This is a genomic window from Photobacterium sp., from assembly GCF_057456235.1.
The window spans coordinates 330,922-347,904 of record NZ_JBVCPH010000001.1 but is presented as its reverse complement, the minus strand read 5'-3'; the positions used below and the strand labels follow the sequence as shown (position 1 = coordinate 347,904).

The window sequence follows — 16,983 nt, the reverse complement described above, 5'->3', positions numbered from 1 at the left end:
ACCATGAAAATCGTTAATTCTCGTGGCACTTAGAAATATTTGCCTTTGATACTGCTGACCGTGAAGGTGCTGACCACCATATCGGGTGACCAGTAGGTCGCTTTTAAACCGGCTTTTACTTTCAGCTGACGGATGAAATCTTTCGGTTCGGGCAGCTTTTCCCATACCTGGGGTAAGAACAGGGCTTGTTTGTGATTTTGTGTCAGGATCACTCCGACCTTATGGTCAGCCAAATAATCGAGTAATTCCTGTTCTGAGTTAACCATCAGCCGTTCCGGATCAGAAAGGACTGACACTTCAATGGTGAGTTTGTCGAGTTGATCTTTTGTCAGTGGCATAAACCTGCGGTCCTGATAGGCACTGGCTCTTGCTTTGTTGTGTACTTCCAGTACCAGAGGAGAATGGGCCGCTATTGTACCGAGACAACCTTGCAGTTCACCATTAACTTCCAGGGTGACAAAACAGGCGGCAGGTTTTAATAATTTTTTACTGTATAAATCAAGCTGCGGAGCGTTTATTTCACCATTCGATAAATGTCCTCGGATGGCTTCACGAGCGATATCCAACAGTTGGGTTAGTTCCCCTTTACTTAATTTCTGATATGAGATAACTGACATATCCTACGACTCTCTCCTTATCTCCGGCGGTGTCACCGGAATTTTTTAGATCCATGCGTGTGAGTTGGTAGCCCCGTTTCTTTGCAAGTAATAGCAGTGCATTTATCCCGGTCGAGCCACAAGCCTGCTCGGGTGTTAATGACGATTGAAAATGTTCGATTAAAGAGCATGTGTGTTTATCGATGTGTTGTGCTTCTGAATAAGGGTGAAAATGGCTCAGATCGCTGCTGACAACCAGAAGGGTATTTTCCTGCTGCCACAAGTCGTCGATGAGATTGGCGACCGTGGCCGGCGAGACATTACCGGTTAACAACGGCAATAAAGTAAACTGATGCAGGCAGGTTTGCAAAAAAGGCAGTTGTACTTCAAGACAGTGTTCTAAGGCATGCGCCTGATCTGACATTTCCACATTTTCTTTTTTTTGTAGCTGTTCAATGGCTTGGGTGTCAATGGGGATATTGCCTAGCGGGGTGGCGAAATAGTGCGCAGAAGGTAGCGCGCAGCCCTGAAAATAAACGCGATGACTTGGCCCGACGAGTATGACTCTCTCGATCTTGTCTGCCAGGCTCTTCAGGTGGCGGTATGCCTGGGCGGCCGTTTCTCCGGAATATATATAACCGGCATGAGGCACGATAAGAGCACGTATCGAATAGTGTAAGGCAGGTTGAGGTTTGAGCCAGTTATCTAACTGACTTTGAAGATGTTGCGCGGATTTATCGTAGAAGCTACCTGCCACTGCCGGGTATCGAATATTCATAGAAATCACACGGTTATTTTCAACGGGACTATATTTAGTATAGGTAGTAAATTTATATTGTGAGTCGTTGAGATGCAATTAGCCCCCAGCTTTTTTAAAACCCAATACTGGCATCGCCTAGATGATGGCAGGGTCATGTGTGATCTTTGTCCCCGCCGCTGTCGATTGCGCGAAGGCAAACGTGGCGCCTGTTTTGTCAGGCAGGCACACGAGGGTGAGATCGTGCTGACCAGCTATGGTCGATCCAGCGGTTTTTGTATCGATCCTATTGAGAAGAAGCCGTTAAATCACTTTTATCCGGGTAGCTCGGTGTTATCGTTTGGTACTGCCGGTTGTAACCTCAGCTGCAAGTTCTGCCAGAACTGGGGGATCAGTAAATCGCGTAAGATTGATACCCTGGGCGAGCAGGCGATGCCTGAGCAGATTGCGCAATCTGCCAAACGTTATGGTTGTGACAGTATTGCGTTTACGTATAACGATCCGGTGATCTTTATGGAATATGCGGTGGATGCCGCACAGGCTTGCCATGAGCTCGGTATTCACAGTGTTGCCGTCAGTGCCGGGTATATCTGTGATGATCCAAGAATGGAATTTTTCCAGCATATGGATGCCGCGAATATTGACTTGAAGGCTTTTACTGAACGTTTCTACCATAAAATTTGTAGTGGGCATCTGGCTCCAGTACTCGATACTTTGCTGTATCTACGTCATGAGACTGAGGTGTGGTTTGAAATTACCACGCTGCTGATCCCTGGTGAAAATGACAGCTCGGCAGAGTTAGACGAGTTGACGCGTTGGGTGTACGACAATCTAGGGCCGGATATTCCGATCCACTTCAGTGCCTTCCATCCGGATTTTAAAATGCTCGATAAACCGAGAACACCGCCTGAAACCGTTCAGCGGGCGAGAGATATCGCGATGAAAAACGGGCTTAATTATGCCTATGTCGGTAATATTTATGATGAAGCGGGCGACAGTACGTATTGCCCGCAGTGTCATCATAAAGTCATATCCCGCGATTGGTATCAGATTGGTGAATATGCCCTGACAGATGATGGTCACTGCCAGCACTGCGGTTATCAGTTAGCCGGACGTTTTTCCGCCAGAGGTAAAGCCTTTGGCCGCCAGCGTATCCCGGTTAAGATCGGCTAGCGTAGTGTGAAAACCTACGGATCTGTTTTGCAGGGTTTTACTCGTCTTTCGATTTCCATTATCTTATTGCGATAACATCAATCAGCCTTATTGGAAAACCATGTCGAAAATTACCATTGAGCAGTTAGCGCAATACCAGAACCTGGTAATCACTCAGCCTCATTGTCCATTCTGCGTAAAAGCGAAAGCTATTCTGGATGATCGCGGTACCGAGTACACCACTTTGGTACTGGGAACGGATCTGGAAAAAACAGAGATGATTGCATTCATTGAACAGACCGTAAATGTCACGGTTCGTACCGTCCCTCAAATCATTATTGATGGTCAGTACATCGGTGGCCACGATGACTTGGTTGCTTTCCTTGAGCGTCAGGTTGATACCGCTGAACTGGGTGATTTCGAACTGTAAGTTTGATATTACTGATCTCCTTAATATCCGGGATCCAGCTCTGATCGTGTATGCCTTAGATTCCGTATAAGTTCGTTCCTCACTTTACGGAATGATCACGTTTTGAGACTGAACGGGTCAAAAACTTCTGTGATTAAGTATTAGGGGATATTTGTTTGTAAGAAGGCTCCTTCGGGAGCTTTTTTTGTTTTCTGTTTCTTGTGCATCGGCACTTGATCCAGATTAAGTTAACGAATTTTGTTACTCACAGATTGAGCTGAAAAGAGGTAAAATAAAGCCAACAATTTACACGATGATATAACGGTTGAATGCGTGATTGAGTTAGGGATAGGTATCGCGACAGTCGTTGTCGCCGGTCTTGCGATGATATGGCTGATGCATTTTCGCGCAGCAGAAAAGCGAAGAATCATTCCGGTAGTGATGAGCCTCTGTCTGGTCGCGGGTTCGGCGGGTTTTTACTGGCAGTTGGGCTCTTCGCAGTACCAAACAGAGCTTGTATCCAAAGTGGCTGACGATGAATTTGCCGGTATGAGCGCAAAGGAGATCAATCAACGTCGTATCGAAGAAATTCAACATAAGATCCGTGAAGATAAACAAAACAGCGAAGCCTGGTACGCATTGGGCAATGCCTATATGTATGTGAGCGAATTTGATAATGCTGCTGTTGCGTTCGGTTATTCAGCCCGTTTGGCAAAGCAACCTCAAGCCAATATTTTCTCAGCGCAAGCGACCGCTTTGTATTATGAAAATGGCCAGCAGGTAACGGAACAGATCCAGACACTTATTAAGCAAGCATTGACCTTGGATAAGGATAACTTACCCGCACTGATGCTGCTCGCTTCCGATTATTTCCTTAATGCCCGTTATCAGAAAGCCATTGATACCTGGCAACAAGCCTTAGACAGCGAGCGCTCTGATCTTGATCGGGTCGCGTTAATTTCATCGATTAACCGGGCGAAGAAGTTAGTTCGATAACGGCGAACACTAACAACTTAAAGCGGGATCTCTGTATACTGCTTGCAACAGTCTTAAGTAAAACTGCGTAGCGACAATTATGAAACTCAATTTTTCCGAATTAAACAAACAGACCAAGAAATCTTTTGGCGATCAGCGTGCGGTCATTAAGCGCGTAATGCAGGGTAAGACCGTGCTGTGTCCGGAATGTGGCCAGCCATTACATCTGGTTCCGCCTGAGACCAGCGATAAGCCGGGGATTGCCTGCGCCAAAGGGTGTACGGCCATTGAATTAGACTTTTCTTAATTTATTTGAAACAAAAAAAGCCAGCGTGATGCTGGCTTTTGTATTTCTGTGGTATCCGTCAAGTCTTAATAAGTCGCTTCACGCTCATTTGCTTGCTTATTCCACTCTGGAACAACGGTTTTCAAGAAGTCTTCCTTTTCAGCGTTGAGCTTATCCATATCCATACCAAGCGCTTGTTGTGCTTTAGCTTTGGTTGAAATGTCAGGAAGCTGAATTTCTGCCGTAATGCCTTTGGTTGCCAGCAGACGAACCACTTTCGTACGGGCATCAGCCGCTTTATCAAGTGCGGTACCAAGAATACGTAATGCAACTTCAGGCGCATGCATGTGAACGCCATGAGAAGCGATAGCGTAATCCCAGCGCCACTGAGCATGACGGATATCCATCTGGATTGGCTTCATCTCTTCTTCCGTCGCACCGGCATCCCAGGCTGCTTTTGCTTCAAAGTGAGCGGCAACAATTTGCTTCTCAGCTCTTAGCTTCATTTCTGTTACGCTTGCCTTGCGTTCCGCGACAATGTCTTGCATGGTTTTCTTGTCTTGGGTGTGGCATTGGGCACAGGTGTCTTCAAAGCGATCAAAAGGATTACCGACTTTGTGATCGGTAAACACGGTACCGTCTTCGTTTTGTACCTTAGGCATATGGCAATCAATACAAGTGACATTGTTTTTACCATGAATGCCGTCACGCCATGTTTCATAACCCGGGTGCTGTGCTTTCAGCATCGGTGTTTTAGAAACGGCATGAGTCCAGTCTTTGAAACCAAGCTCATCATAATAAACTTCCATTTCATCAACGGTGGTACCTTTGTCCCATGGGAACTTCACGGATTTATTTGGCCCGGTGAAGTAGTACTCGACGTGGCATTGGCCGCAGACTTGCGCTTGCTGATCGAAGCGAGACTGATCTTCAAACTTTTTACCGATGGTTTCCATCGCACGCGCTGCATAAGGGCGTGATAGCTGAAGTGCCGGCTGACCCTCAGCAAACTCTTTGCTTCCGCTATTGTGACAGTCTGAGCAACCAATAGCATTGTTGATTTCAGCGCCCAGGCGAGCCCATTTGCCTTCGAAGTAACCGTCTTCACCTCGTTCGTCAATTACACGAGCCACATCCGGGCTCTTACAGCTCCAGCAAGCCATAACCATTGGGCCAGATTTTTCATCTTTCGGACCGCCGGTACGCAGGGTTTGACGTACATCCGTCACTGCATAGAAGTGGCCACGAGCTTTATTGTAGTCTTTAGAAAAACCATAGCCCGCCCAGAGAACCACCATATTGGGATCTTCCTCTAGCCCGTCTTCAATCTGCTCGCTTTCTTTTGTTGCTTCCCAGGTTTTATATTGATCTCCATGGGTCTTCGCAAATTGTTCGTTGCGAGGCTCAAAGCGCATTGTTTCTTTCTGCTCCGCGGTTGCGGTCTGTTCAGAAGTCGCCAACGCATTAGTCGATAAGCACAACGCTGACAAGATAGCTGCCACTGCGACAGTATTTCGCGTCCATTTCTTACTCACGATTTGTCACTCCAGTTTTCTAATTATTAAATAAGCCAAGCGTTGTGAATGCGGCTAATTAAGCAAGAAGAATTGAAGTTCGGCTAAATAGTATCAAAAAATAAATTGGCATTCATAATTATTAATGTTCTGTTGCTTTGGATTAATCAAAAATGTGATGTCAAAAATGACGAAAATCAATAACCACACCTACCCCTTAAGGGCTATTGTGGGTGTTGATGGCACAAATACCCCTTAAGGGGTATTTACAAATCAGCATAATATGGATGTTTGTTTTCTGGTATAACCTTTACATTCAATGGCTTGCGATGAGATTTTCTTGATCTTAATCATAAAATGTTCATTTCTGATGCTACTTTAGAGGTAATTGTAGTCCGTCTCAATTTTTCATTATTTTAAATATTATTTAATATGCCTGTTGAGCGTTGTGGCTAATCAATCAAGTAAATAAGAATTAATTTCAACTGTGATCAAAGTTCACTTTTTAGTTTTCGCTCCTGGAATAGATAACCGCCGGGATGGAATTGCTCTAGAGGGAAATGACTTCGCAGGCTCTTTATATACAAAATTTAAATATAAGCACCGATTGCAATTTGTCGTATAAGTTTTGCAATTACGGAAGATGAAAAGGTGAATAATGGGCAATTGTAAAGTGGCCATTAATACGATGCTTACATTCTTTGTAGCGATCTGTATTTTTGGTTTTTCCATGAATGTTGCCGCCGACTCTGACACGCAGGAAGCCACAGTCGCTGATCCTGTTGTGATAAATCAAGGGTCCGGTCAACATGTTGTCAAATTTATAAGGGATCGAGATTACGCCTGTACACAATGCCACAAAGATGAAAAAGACGTACTGAGAGGGGCACATGCTGACGCCGTTCATGCGCAAACGAACCGAGACGTCACTTGTGTTGATTGCCACAGTAAAGTGGGCAAGAACCACCGTGATGGTGCGGTTGAGGTGACCAAGTTTGCCCTGGCACAGTCAGTGGCAGGTTCTGAGAAGCCTGCAGCTGATCCGGCGTGGATCAAACAGCAGAATAATACCTGTGTTAACTGCCACGAACCGAAAGATCTGAGCGAGGCTAACTGGACGCATGATGTGCATGCGCTGGATTTATCGTGTGCGTCTTGCCATACCATGCATCCAAGTGCCGATCCGATGAAAGGTATTGAACGAAAGTCGAAAATTAAGATGTGCGTCGACTGTCACTCAGACCTGAAAAAAGAGAAGTAGGAGGTGATGGTATGACGTGTTCAAGACGAAATTTTTTAGCTGGTGCAGGCGCCGTGATTTTTACAACGGGCGTGAGTGCAGGCGGGTCGCTATTAGGACGTCAGTCACTGGTAGCTACCATGGAAGACGGAACTAAGCGTTATGGCATGGTACATGATGAAACATTATGTATCGGTTGTACTGCTTGTACCGATGCGTGCCGTGAAGTTAACAAGGTGCCTGAAGGGGTATCCCGTTTAGAGATTGTTCGCAGTGAGCCACAAGGGGAATACCCTAATGTGGATTACCAGTTTACCCGTATTTCCTGTCAGCACTGCGACAATGCGCCATGTGTTCATGTTTGTCCTACCGGGGCATCTTTTAAAGATCCCGCAACAGGCATTGTGGATGTCGATCCATTTAAATGTGTCGGTTGTGGTTACTGTCTGGCGGCGTGTCCTTATAAGGTCCGTTTCTTTAATCCTGAAACAAAAGCCGCTGATAAATGTGATTTTTGCCGTAAGACCAATCTTAAGGAAGGTAAGCTACCTGCCTGTGTTGAATCTTGCCCAACAAAATCGCTGACGTTTGGTGATTTGAATGATCCAAATAGCAGTGTTTCCAAGTTGTTGGGTCAAAAAACAGTTTATCGTTCGAAAGTGGAATTAGGTACGCAGCCGAAGCTGTATAAAGTGCCTCATGGAAAAGGGGAGATAAAAGGATGAGTATGACATTTGCCGATGCCTTTTATTTTGACTCATTAGTTTGGGATTGGATCATCGCTATTTATCTGTTCCTGGCCGGTATGTCTGCCGGGGCCGTGATGATTGCAATTTACCTAAAGCGTAAAGTCGTTCAGGGTCACCCGAGTGCTAATGGGATCATTAAGGCGACAGCCATTCTTGCACCTTTTGGCATCATCGCGGGTTTAACGATCTTGATTTTTCACCTGACAAAGCCATTGTCATTCTGGAAGATCATGATTTTCTATAACACCAGCTCAGTGATGTCGATGGGGGTTCTGTTATTCCAGGTGTACATGGCGGTACTGTTTGCCTGGTTAGCGATCATTTTCAAAGATGATCTGCTTAAGCTGTTGAATGGCCGATTACCCATTGCCGATAAAGTTGTTGGTCTGATCAGTAAATATGAAAATAGCATCGAGCTGTTTCTGGGCTTTTTAGCAGTGATGCTTGCAGCCTATACCGGCTTCCTGCTTTCAGCACTGAAAACCTACCCGTTACTGAATAACCCGATATTGCCAATTCTGTTCCTGTTCTCAAGCTTGTCGTCAGGCGCTGCCGCCTGTTTGTTGCTCGGCATTATTGGGTTCAAAGAATCAGCTCATAGCGCGTGTGTAAAATGGATCCACCAGTTTGAACGTCCGGTTGTGATATTTGAATTGTTTGTCCTGTTTGCCTTTTTCTCTGGTCTGTACTTTGGTGGCGGCCAGAAAGAAGCGGCGGCTATCGCAGCGATTGGCGGGGGGTTCTGGGCGACCTGGTTCTGGTATGGTGTTATTGGTGCCGGCATGTTATTGCCGCTTGGCCTGAACGCAATTAGTCCGCAAGGGGTTAAGCACAATAAAGCTTTTATTATGCTGGTGACGTCCCTGAGCCTGATTGGTGTTCTGATGTTGCGTACTTTTATTCTGTACGCAGGACAAATGACGCTCGTCTAGTGACCTGACAGGTAAGATAATAATGAAATCGGCACGGGTAACCGTGGCGATTTCGTCTGTCTTGTGCTGATAACCTTGGGGGGAATTCCGGCCTTTTATGATCGAGTTCAAGGTCGGTTCTCCAGCGTTACTGGATGATGATTGCAGTTCATGATTAAAAGGAAATTGAATGATCCCTGAAGTCGGACATTACGCATTAATACTCGGGTTTGTTTTTGCGTTAATGGGTGGGACGATTCCGCTATATGGTTTAGCTAAAAAGGACTCATACATTATCCGCTATGCATGGCCGTTAAGTTATGGCGCTTTTTTCTCTGTCACGACAGCAATTGTGTTGCTGGGGTACAGCTTCGCCGTTGATGATTTTTCTGTTGCTTATATTGCACACCACTCGAATTCTCAGTTACCGCAATTTTTCAAAGTGGCAGCTGTATGGGGCGGCCATGAAGGGTCATTTCTGTTTTGGTTATTTTCGTTAACCGGATGGGCGGCGGCAGTTGCCTATTTTTGCCGTAACAAAAATGAACAGTTTATTGGCCGGGTGCTGGTGATTCTGGCATTGCTGGCAGCAGCCTTTAGCCTGTTTACCCTGCTTGCTTCTAATCCCTTTCTGCGTTTATTTCCGATGCCTGCAGAAGGGCGTGATTTAAACCCGATGTTGCAAGATGTCGGGCTTATTTTCCACCCGCCGATGCTGTACTTGGGATATGTCGGTTTTGCTGTCAGCTTTGCGTTTGCTTTATCGGCGCTTACAACGACCAGCGATACTGTCAGTCCGGCATCCTGGGCGCGCTGGAGCCGACCATGGACACTCAGCGCTTGGGTTTTCCTTACCGGAGGTATCGCGTTAGGTTCATGGTGGGCATATTATGAATTAGGCTGGGGCGGCTGGTGGTTTTGGGATCCCGTTGAGAACGCTTCGTTAATGCCGTGGCTGACGGGTACGGCATTACTGCACTCGCTGATCATTACCGAGAAACGCAAAGCCCTCACCAGTTGGACACTGTTACTGTCGATTTTTACTTTTTCACTGAGTTTACTCGGCACTTTCATTGTCCGGTCCGGGGTCTTGACCTCAGTGCATGCGTTTGCCGTTGATCCGACACGTGGTTTAGCCTTGCTCGCTATTCTCGGTGTCATATTACTGACATCACTGAGCCTGTTTGCGCTTCGTTCCGGGCAATATATCAAACCTGTTCGATTTGGCTTTTTGTCTCGCGAGGCGGCATTTCTTGCGGGTAATAGTTTATTTGCCGTGGTGACGTTAACCATCCTGCTCGGAACGTTTTATCCGATGGTCTTTCAGGCGCTTGGCTTAGGTAATATTTCTGTCGGGGCACCGTATTTTAATAGCTTGTTTATGCCGCTGAGTTTCATGCTTTTTGCGTTTATGGGTTTAGCCCCGTTAATTCGCTGGCATCGTGCATCTTCAGACAACTTCATTACCCGTATTCTGGCGCCTATGGCGGTTTCTGTCGTATTGGGCGTTGCGCTGTCAATCATGATTGAAGATGGAATTAATCTGGTTGTATGTATCGCTTTCATTATGGCGTTATGGATCACGCTAACCTCGGTGCAGACTTTATATATGGATCAGAAGTCACGCAAAAGCTGGAAATTTGATCGGAAATGTTGCCGTCAGCTGGCAATGGTCACCGCCCATGTCGGGGTTGCTACCGCCTTGGTCGGGGCGACGCTGGTGAGTTACTACGCCGAAGAAGTGACTAACAAGATGGGGCCCGGTGATCAGCTGGCGCTGGGTGATTATCAGTTTCATTATCGCGATACCGAGTTACTGATTGGAGCAAACTACACCGCAGAACAAGCCAATATAGAGGTCGTACAAGAAGGCGCAAGCCTTGGCATGATTGAACCTCAGCGTCGCCATTACACCGTGCGTACCATGAATATGAGTGAGCCGGGCATTCGATGGTTCTGGCATGGCGATATCTATATCACCTTGGGGGAGAAGCTTAATCGCACAGATTATGCGGTCAGGATCCAATATAAACCTTTTGTTCGCTGGCTATGGCTGGGCGGGATATTAATGATGTTAGGTGGAACGCTTGCCGTATTAGTCCGAATTAACGTTAACGTTTACCAGCCTTCGGAGAAAAAAGAACAATTAATATCGACGATTGTTATTTGGAAGTAAGAAGAGAAAGGATTCAAGATAATGAAAATAATCCGCTTTCTACCACTTGTTATGGTCTTAGCTGCCGGGTATTTACTGGTGCTGGGTATGGAAAGCAAAAATGCGTCGGTTTCTTCGCCCTTGGAAGGCCAGCCAGTGCCTGAATTTGCGTTACCAAGCCTGCAGTACGGGCAAAGTACGATTACTCAAGCCAGCTTGACCGGAGACGTTCAGCTACTGAATGTGTGGGCCTCATGGTGTGGTATTTGTAAGTTGGAACATGAGTACCTGAAGCAATTGGTTAGCCAACAAGCCATTCCAATAGTCGGACTGAACTATCGAGATGACAGGCAGGCGGCATTGGATGAGTTAAAGCAATCGGGCAATCCCTATCGGCAGGTGATTTATGATCCCCAGGGGGCGTTAGCACTGGATTTAGGCGTCTATGGCACCCCTGAAACGTATTTGATTGATAAAAATGGTGTCATTCGTCACCGATATACGGGGGCATTAACCCCGACCATCTGGCAACAACAATTTGCACCAAAAATAGAGCAGTTAACGAGCATTACCCTATGAATAATCCGTACCTTAAAATAGCACCGCTTTTTCTTAAAAATCATATCAAAGCCTTATCGGCGGGAAGCGTTTTAACGTTATTGGTGCTCTTTTCTTTGCTCGGCACTGTGCAGCCCGCGTATGCTCAGGCAGATCAAACCTTTATTGCCGCAGAGACTCGGTTAGTCGAATCGGTGGAAACTTTTCAGTTTCGTTCGCCTCAAAAGCACAAACGGGCGATGGTTCTGGCAAAGAACCTGCGCTGCCCGCAATGTCAGAACCAGAATCTGATTGAATCAAACTCGCCAGTGGCAAAAGATCTGCGCCTGAAAGTCTATCAGATGGTGAATGATGGAAAATCCGATCAACAAGTTATTGATTTTATGACCAGTCGATTCGGTGATTTTGTGCTATATCAGCCAAAATTCGGGCCCAAGACTTATGTACTGTGGTTGGGGCCGATCCTGATATTGCTTGCATTTGTCTGGGGAACAGTACGATCGATTCGTCGCCATCAGGGACAAGATTAAGAGATGGTGGGATTTCAGCTTAAATAAAACATTTCAGCACTACTTTTTTACCATTCTCATATGCTGCTCATGCAACATCCAGCTTGTTTTCTATACTGGAAATTGTTCTCGGTACCAGGCTGGGACTCAGGCGCAAGCCAACGCCTATATGAGAAAGGTGAAACAATGATAAATAAAGGGATTATGTTGATTGTAATATGCTGTGCGCTGCTTGGCGGTCTAGCAAGTGCTGCGGGTGGAGGAGGTGTAATTGCCGATATAATTTAAATTGATCGCACTGTTCTATTCAACAGAATAACAGTTTTTTCCGTTTCGTTTTGACTGGTAGAGTGCAACATCTGCTCGTTTGTATATTTGATCAACACTATAGTCACTTTCTTTGAAATAACCGATTCCAATACTAATTGATAAATCTAAGCCTGATTGTTTTTCCTTGGTTCTACGTGCAACGACCCCATTTAGGCGTTTAGCTAGGGCGGAAGATGAAGCTATGGATGCATTTCGGTGGATGATCCCAAACTCATCGCCACCAAGCCGACCCATAATATCAGTATGCCTAATTTCTGATTGGCAAGTGTTTGCGATGAAACGTAAGGCTTCATCGCCAGATTGATGTCCGTGAGTATCGTTAATTCGCTTAAAGTCATCGATATCGATAAGTAAAAAACAGAAGTTTTCCTTATACCTTTGAAAGGTATAAAATGCCTCACTCAGGTGTTCGAATAGTTTCCTGCGATTGAATGTGCCAGATAAGGCATCAACCTCGGATTTATATTTTAATTCTTTTTCTAGCTCATGGCGTTCGGTTATATTTCTCGCCACCCAGACAACGGCTCTTTCTCCGTAGTGTAAAGATTTTAGTGGGTTTACACGACCTTCAAACCAAAGGCTTCCTGGTGGCCCTGATTCATTATTGATATTCTCTACATCATCACCAGCGAGGGTATACTCAAACACCATCAATTTATTTTCAGATAGAGTCTCTTGTATCCGATGGAGAAACCAAACGGCTTTGTCGTGAGGTAAAACATCGAATAAGCTCACACCTTTAAGTACAGAACCATCATGATAAAAATTTGAGTCTTGTCCGCCAAAGATATCAGCATACCGTCCTGATTCTGTGAGAATAAACACCACATCAGGCAGTGCCGCAATTACGGCTGCATACTCATCACATTCCCTTGCCGTTTTGACCATAGGCACACAGGCTCTGCAAAAAATCCGACTATTAATCTATTTATAACTTAAATTTTTAGCATTGCACATTATTTTTCAATGCCGTTCGGCCAGCCAGTTAATCGATTGTTAGAACCCTCTCACCGGATAAAGTTTTACCATGTAAGCCTTCAAGGGGCCTCCCTCGTATTTAAGATCACACGCCAAGTATCAACAAGCCTGATATGGCGGAATAATTCGCTAAAACTCGTAAAAATGCAGCTCTTTGTTGTGCAGTAAGCTCGCCAGCTTCAATTACTCTTTAATAACAGCTCAATAAATGATGGTGATAGTGTGAAAATTGCATTTTTCGGAGAGTGTATGATCGAATTGAGTGGCCAGCCTCTGCAGCGTACCTTCGGTGGTGACACTTTAAATACGGCATTGTACCTGTCGAGATTAAGCGCTTCTCGCAACCACTCGGTCAGCTATGCCACAGCTCTAGGCATTGATCATATTAGCCAGGATATGCTTTTATCATGGCAAGCTGAACATATTGATACTGCAATGGTGCGCAAAATTGCGGATAAATTACCGGGGTTGTATCTGGTCGAAACTGAGCCGAACGGTGAGCGTCACTTTCATTACTGGCGCAATGACAGCGCAGCAAAGTTTTATTTTTCTGATTCATCGTCGCCTTCACCGTTAGAGCAAGCCATTGATGCCAAGCAGTTTGAGGCCTTGTATATCAGTGGGATCAGCTTTGCAATTCTGGCCGAAGATGCGAAAACGGTATTAATCACTTTGCTTGAAAAACACAAAGCCAATGGTGGTAAGGTATTGTTTGATAATAACTTTCGGCCTCAGTTATGGACTGCAAAGCAAGCACAGTATTGGTATGCCCAAATATACCCTTTTGTTGATATTGCGCTGATCACGGAAGTTGATGACCGACGTATTTGGGGAGAGACGAAAATAGTGGAGCGCTGCCAGCAATTTGGCTGTAATGAGGTAGTGATCAAGCGTGGCAGTGAACCTTGTGAGGTTGTTACTGACTTACAAAGCGATCATCCTGAACGCCATTTTGTGGCGGCGAATAAAGTCGACCCCGTCGTTGATACCTCTGCCGCTGGCGACTCTTTTGCAGCGGGTTATCTAGCCAGCCGTTTAAATGGTGAGTCTGCAGCCTCATCGGCAGAGCTAGGCCATCATCTGGCTTCGATTGTCATTCAATATACCGGGGCGATTATCCCGCCCGAAGCAATGAAGGAGATTATGTAAAGTGGCATGAGTTCAGCGTCAAACTCCTGTTTGATTTATCGTCGCTTCATCTATCTCTTTACCGTTTTGTGCATAAAATCAGCAAACAAACACAATTACTCTATTTTGCAGTTGACTCATGCAGAGCAATCCGTAGAATGCACCCCATACCGCAACGGGGAGACTTGTTAAGCGGTTGAAACTTCTACGAAGTAATGGCGCGTTGGCAGAGTGGCTATGCAGCGGATTGCAAATCCGTGTACCTCGGTTCGACTCCGGGACGCGCCTCCATTCTCTTTGAGAATAAGATGCGACACTAGCTCAGCTGGTAGAGCGCAACCTTGCCAAGGTTGAGGTCACGAGTTCGAACCTCGTGTGTCGCTCCAAATATTGCAATGTCGAGATTGTTGTTTTTAACAAACTCGGTGTTGAAAGATGGTGTCTAACCATCGCAATCAAGAATTGCGTGCCCTGGTGGTGGAATTGGTAGACACAAGGGATTTAAAATCCCTCGGCGTTCGCGCTGTGCCGGTTCAAGTCCGGCCCGGGGCACCATCTAAAACAACAAAGGCTTACCGAAAGGTAAGCCTTTTTTGCATCTGACACTTATCTATTTCAGCGACTTCAATTATCTTGCGGTACTCGGTATATATACGCTCATCGCTGCCAATTCTATTGCCTCAAATCTGTTCATAGCCTGGACATATTCCAAAAATGACGGTGATTGATTGGAAAAGCCGCGCATTACGCCATTGCATACTATCCTTAATTCTTGAAACCCACTTAAGGAGACCATTATGGCTGATATTGAGAAAGACACCACAAACTGGCCAGATCTCGCCGGTGCCCTCTATGACAAACTCACCGAACGTCATGCAGAATTAACGTATGACTTTGATAATGTAGAAATTAGTGTTCCCAGTGGCGCTGGTGAAAAAGCACCGCATTCTACTTGGAAGTTCAATGGCACCATTAGTATTCGAGGCCGGAACCTGGACTAACTGATGCGGTTTGACGTACAGGGTGAAATGGATGTGGAGGTGAATGGCGAACCCGTTCACCTTTCTGCATGTGGCAGCAGGTTTGAACTTATTCTGCCCCAATTGAGTACCTTATCGACGCTTGCCCGGGCTTTTCCGTACTTCCCGATGGGAGCAGGCAAACTGGCCTTAATCCGTCAGGCGATCACATTTTGTGATCATATCACCATCAAGGTAGAGGATATCACGGTCATGACCATCAACCGGCGCGAAGGAGATCGTTATTTTTCTTTAACCCGTCATCAGGTCGCGTTTGAAAATAAGAAGTTGTGGTTCAAAGACAGTTACAAGCTGATCAGGCACTACTTCAGGTAACCGGATTTGCCAAAGGGCGGATAATTGCCTTATATATCCAATAAATCTCGCCCTTTGGGATCGAGCCCACTCTGAATCCGGCATTTTGGAGTCTATTGGGCATAATAAAATAAATTCAATCATTTTGGTTACCTTCACTTTTGGGCATATACCGCTTCTGATAATTAAGTCGTCTGAATTACGAAAGCGGTATACCCCTGAACGATGGTTAATTGACTGAGAAGAGTGGAAAGATGAAGTTCAACGAGTTAGATGAAAAAATGCGGATTTATGAAACGGCACATGATCATTGTGTCTTACCTGAAATTCATATCATCGCTCGACTGGATGGACGTAGTTTTACTTCTTTAACCAAGGATAAGCATAACTTCAATGCTCCCTATGATCTTAAATTCAGGGACTTGATGCTTGAAACGGTAAAGCACTTGATGCAATGCGGTTTCAAAGTACTTTATGGATATACTTACAGTGATGAGATATCACTGCTTCTTGATGTGAATGATAATACTTTTGAGAGAAAAGAGCGGAAGCTGAACTCCGTCCTGGCAGGAGAGGCAAGTGCAAAATTTAGTCTGTTATTAGGCGATATTGGGGCCTTTGATTGTCGGATTAGTCAGCTCCCGAATAGACAACTTGTTATCGATTATTTCCGTTGGAGAAATGCAGATGCCTATAGAAACGCATTAAATGCGCACTGTTATTGGACTCTCAGGAAGGAAGGAGTTTCCCCTAAAGAATCAGCGGCCGCTTTTATTAACATGCCAGCGGCTAAGAAGATTGAGTTCCTTCTTAATAGAGGAATTAATTTCGATGAGATACCAAGCTGGCAAAAAAGAGGCATGGGTATCTATTGGGAGCCTTATGAAAAAGAGGCAATCAATCCGATAACTGGTGAGGCCGTCAAGGCCAGAAGGAAGCGACTGAAGGTCGATCTAGAATTACCGATGCAAGAGCACTACAGTGATTTTATTGACAATCTAGTGCAGGATGTCAACGAATAATCATCTCTGCTTTGACCAAAGCTGTGGTTGATTGCCGATAAAACAGGCCAGATACAATGATGCCCTGGCCTTAAGTCACTCGCGAGTATGTTACTTATACTCAGCTTCTTTTACTCGAATTTTGCTTTTCGCGATGCTAGTACCGTTAAGAGCGGCAATTGCAGCGTTGGCTTCATCATCTTCAGGCATTTCAACGAAAGCAAAGCCCTTAGATTTCCCCGTTTCCTGGTCTAATACCAGGTTACATGAACCAACGGTGCCGTGAGCTTCAAAGATAGCCTTTAGTTCAGCTTCAGTTGTTGTGCGTGCAAGGTTTCGAACTAATAGTTTCATGGGTTGCCGTCTTGTTAGAAAGTGAATGAGGTGTACTTGCGACGGAT

19 protein-coding genes and 3 tRNA genes are annotated in these 16,983 nt (G+C 45.4%); 17 read left to right on the top strand and 5 right to left on the bottom strand.

Annotated elements, in window-relative coordinates:
* Positions 1 to 29 precede the first annotated feature (29 nt).
* Together amrA and amrB are read right to left on the bottom strand one after the other, a co-directional pair.
* Positions 30 to 617, bottom strand: coding sequence for an AmmeMemoRadiSam system protein A (gene amrA, locus AC2204_RS01505; protein WP_318923583.1), 588 nt, complete (start codon positions 615 to 617; stop codon positions 30 to 32).
* Positions 586 to 1,374: an AmmeMemoRadiSam system protein B gene (gene amrB, locus AC2204_RS01500; protein WP_318923582.1), complete on the bottom strand. Its 789-nt coding sequence runs from the start codon at positions 1,372 to 1,374 to the stop codon at positions 586 to 588. Before amrB ends, amrA begins: the two co-directional genes overlap by 32 nt.
* A gap of 72 nt (positions 1,375 to 1,446) precedes the next feature.
* On the opposite strand from amrB, the gene amrS reads away from it, so the two are divergent.
* From amrS to AC2204_RS01480, 4 genes are all read left to right on the top strand, one after another.
* Complete coding sequence (gene amrS, locus AC2204_RS01495) at positions 1,447 to 2,526, top strand: AmmeMemoRadiSam system radical SAM enzyme (protein ID WP_318923581.1); 1,080 nt, start codon at positions 1,447 to 1,449, stop codon at positions 2,524 to 2,526.
* 100 nt (positions 2,527 to 2,626) lie between these two features.
* The gene (locus tag AC2204_RS01490) at positions 2,627 to 2,935 is read left to right on the top strand and encodes a glutaredoxin domain-containing protein (protein ID WP_318923580.1); all 309 of its coding nucleotides are present in this window, start codon (positions 2,627 to 2,629) and stop codon (positions 2,933 to 2,935) included.
* A 312-nt stretch (positions 2,936 to 3,247) separates the two neighbouring features.
* The gene (locus AC2204_RS01485; protein ID WP_318923579.1) at positions 3,248 to 3,910 is read left to right on the top strand and encodes a TPR domain-containing protein; all 663 of its coding nucleotides are present in this window, start codon (positions 3,248 to 3,250) and stop codon (positions 3,908 to 3,910) included.
* A gap of 79 nt (positions 3,911 to 3,989) precedes the next feature.
* Entirely contained in the window at positions 3,990 to 4,196 is a 207-nt protein-coding gene (locus tag AC2204_RS01480; protein ID WP_318923578.1) for a hypothetical protein, read from the top strand.
* 65 nt (positions 4,197 to 4,261) lie between these two features.
* Here AC2204_RS01480 and nrfA read toward each other — a convergent pair whose 3' ends face one another.
* Positions 4,262 to 5,710, bottom strand: a complete 1,449-nt coding sequence (gene nrfA, locus AC2204_RS01475; RefSeq protein WP_318923577.1) for an ammonia-forming nitrite reductase cytochrome c552 subunit — start codon at positions 5,708 to 5,710, stop codon at positions 4,262 to 4,264.
* Between the two features lie 637 nt (positions 5,711 to 6,347).
* Between nrfA and nrfB the strand changes: the two genes are divergently transcribed.
* From nrfB to nrfF, 6 genes are all read left to right on the top strand, one after another.
* Entirely contained in the window at positions 6,348 to 6,950 is a 603-nt protein-coding gene (gene nrfB, locus AC2204_RS01470) for a cytochrome c nitrite reductase pentaheme subunit (RefSeq protein ID WP_318923576.1), read from the top strand.
* Between the two features lie 11 nt (positions 6,951 to 6,961).
* Complete coding sequence (nrfC, locus tag AC2204_RS01465) at positions 6,962 to 7,654, top strand: cytochrome c nitrite reductase Fe-S protein (protein WP_318923575.1); 693 nt, start codon at positions 6,962 to 6,964, stop codon at positions 7,652 to 7,654.
* Positions 7,651 to 8,610, top strand: coding sequence for a cytochrome c nitrite reductase subunit NrfD (gene nrfD, locus AC2204_RS01460; protein ID WP_318923574.1), 960 nt, complete (start codon positions 7,651 to 7,653; stop codon positions 8,608 to 8,610). Before nrfC ends, nrfD begins: the two co-directional genes overlap by 4 nt.
* Before the next feature lie 169 nt (positions 8,611 to 8,779).
* Positions 8,780 to 10,765 (top strand): heme lyase NrfEFG subunit NrfE, encoded by a 1,986-nt coding sequence (gene nrfE / locus AC2204_RS01455; RefSeq protein ID WP_318923573.1) that lies wholly within the window; start codon positions 8,780 to 8,782, stop codon positions 10,763 to 10,765.
* Between the two features lie 21 nt (positions 10,766 to 10,786).
* Entirely contained in the window at positions 10,787 to 11,323 is a 537-nt protein-coding gene (locus AC2204_RS01450) for a DsbE family thiol:disulfide interchange protein (RefSeq protein ID WP_318923572.1), read from the top strand.
* Positions 11,320 to 11,832: a heme lyase NrfEFG subunit NrfF gene (nrfF, locus tag AC2204_RS01445; protein ID WP_318923571.1), complete on the top strand. Its 513-nt coding sequence runs from the start codon at positions 11,320 to 11,322 to the stop codon at positions 11,830 to 11,832. Before AC2204_RS01450 ends, nrfF begins: the two co-directional genes overlap by 4 nt.
* Positions 11,833 to 12,114: 282 nt before the next feature.
* On the opposite strand, the gene AC2204_RS01440 is transcribed toward nrfF, so the two are convergent.
* Positions 12,115 to 13,029 carry a GGDEF domain-containing protein gene (locus AC2204_RS01440; RefSeq protein ID WP_318923928.1) on the bottom strand — a complete coding sequence of 305 codons (915 nt, stop codon included), beginning with the start codon at positions 13,027 to 13,029 and terminating at the stop codon, positions 12,115 to 12,117.
* Positions 13,030 to 13,323: 294 nt separating this feature from the next.
* On the opposite strand from AC2204_RS01440, the gene AC2204_RS01435 reads away from it, so the two are divergent.
* From AC2204_RS01435 to AC2204_RS01405, 7 genes are all read left to right on the top strand, one after another.
* Entirely contained in the window at positions 13,324 to 14,268 is a 945-nt protein-coding gene (locus tag AC2204_RS01435) for a sugar kinase (protein ID WP_413466655.1), read from the top strand.
* A gap of 196 nt (positions 14,269 to 14,464) precedes the next feature.
* Positions 14,465 to 14,538, top strand: a tRNA-Cys gene (locus tag AC2204_RS01430).
* 19 nt (positions 14,539 to 14,557) lie between these two features.
* Positions 14,558 to 14,633, top strand: a tRNA-Gly gene (locus AC2204_RS01425).
* 82 nt (positions 14,634 to 14,715) lie between these two features.
* Positions 14,716 to 14,802: transfer RNA gene (locus tag AC2204_RS01420), tRNA-Leu, on the top strand.
* Positions 14,803 to 15,044: 242 nt separating this feature from the next.
* Positions 15,045 to 15,248, top strand: coding sequence for a hypothetical protein (locus AC2204_RS01415; RefSeq protein ID WP_107282882.1), 204 nt, complete (start codon positions 15,045 to 15,047; stop codon positions 15,246 to 15,248).
* A gap of 3 nt (positions 15,249 to 15,251) precedes the next feature.
* The gene (locus AC2204_RS01410; protein WP_318923569.1) at positions 15,252 to 15,602 is read left to right on the top strand and encodes a hypothetical protein; all 351 of its coding nucleotides are present in this window, start codon (positions 15,252 to 15,254) and stop codon (positions 15,600 to 15,602) included.
* Positions 15,603 to 15,835: 233 nt separating this feature from the next.
* Entirely contained in the window at positions 15,836 to 16,603 is a 768-nt protein-coding gene (locus AC2204_RS01405; RefSeq protein ID WP_318923568.1) for a tRNA(His) guanylyltransferase Thg1 family protein, read from the top strand.
* Positions 16,604 to 16,693: 90 nt separating this feature from the next.
* Here the strand turns inward: AC2204_RS01405 and AC2204_RS01400 are convergent, their stop codons facing one another.
* The gene (locus AC2204_RS01400) at positions 16,694 to 16,936 is read right to left on the bottom strand and encodes an RNA recognition motif domain-containing protein (protein WP_318923567.1); all 243 of its coding nucleotides are present in this window, start codon (positions 16,934 to 16,936) and stop codon (positions 16,694 to 16,696) included.
* Positions 16,937 to 16,983: the final 47 nt, after the last annotated feature.

Bases quoted from the DNA above. Each gene is read 5' to 3' on its own strand.
- AC2204_RS01450 (WP_318923572.1), top strand. From the start codon at position 10,787: ATGAAAATAATCCGCTTTCTACCACTTGTTATGGTCTTAGCTGCCGGG.
- amrS (WP_318923581.1), top strand. From the start codon at position 1,447: ATGCAATTAGCCCCCAGCTTTTTTAAAACCCAATACTGGCATCGCCTA.
- AC2204_RS01400 (WP_318923567.1), bottom strand. From the start codon at position 16,936: ATGAAACTATTAGTTCGAAACCTTGCACGCACAACAACTGAAGCTGAA.
- nrfD (WP_318923574.1), top strand. From the start codon at position 7,651: ATGAGTATGACATTTGCCGATGCCTTTTATTTTGACTCATTAGTTTGG.
- amrA (WP_318923583.1), bottom strand. From the start codon at position 617: ATGTCAGTTATCTCATATCAGAAATTAAGTAAAGGGGAACTAACCCAA.
- AC2204_RS01480 (WP_318923578.1), top strand. From the start codon at position 3,990: ATGAAACTCAATTTTTCCGAATTAAACAAACAGACCAAGAAATCTTTT.
- AC2204_RS01410 (WP_318923569.1), top strand. From the start codon at position 15,252: ATGCGGTTTGACGTACAGGGTGAAATGGATGTGGAGGTGAATGGCGAA.
- AC2204_RS01405 (WP_318923568.1), top strand. From the start codon at position 15,836: ATGAAGTTCAACGAGTTAGATGAAAAAATGCGGATTTATGAAACGGCA.
- AC2204_RS01415 (WP_107282882.1), top strand. From the start codon at position 15,045: ATGGCTGATATTGAGAAAGACACCACAAACTGGCCAGATCTCGCCGGT.
- amrB (WP_318923582.1), bottom strand. From the start codon at position 1,374: ATGAATATTCGATACCCGGCAGTGGCAGGTAGCTTCTACGATAAATCC.
- nrfF (WP_318923571.1), top strand. From the start codon at position 11,320: ATGAATAATCCGTACCTTAAAATAGCACCGCTTTTTCTTAAAAATCAT.
- nrfC (WP_318923575.1), top strand. From the start codon at position 6,962: ATGACGTGTTCAAGACGAAATTTTTTAGCTGGTGCAGGCGCCGTGATT.
- AC2204_RS01490 (WP_318923580.1), top strand. From the start codon at position 2,627: ATGTCGAAAATTACCATTGAGCAGTTAGCGCAATACCAGAACCTGGTA.
- nrfE (WP_318923573.1), top strand. From the start codon at position 8,780: ATGATCCCTGAAGTCGGACATTACGCATTAATACTCGGGTTTGTTTTT.
- AC2204_RS01440 (WP_318923928.1), bottom strand. From the start codon at position 13,029: ATGGTCAAAACGGCAAGGGAATGTGATGAGTATGCAGCCGTAATTGCG.
- nrfB (WP_318923576.1), top strand. From the start codon at position 6,348: ATGGGCAATTGTAAAGTGGCCATTAATACGATGCTTACATTCTTTGTA.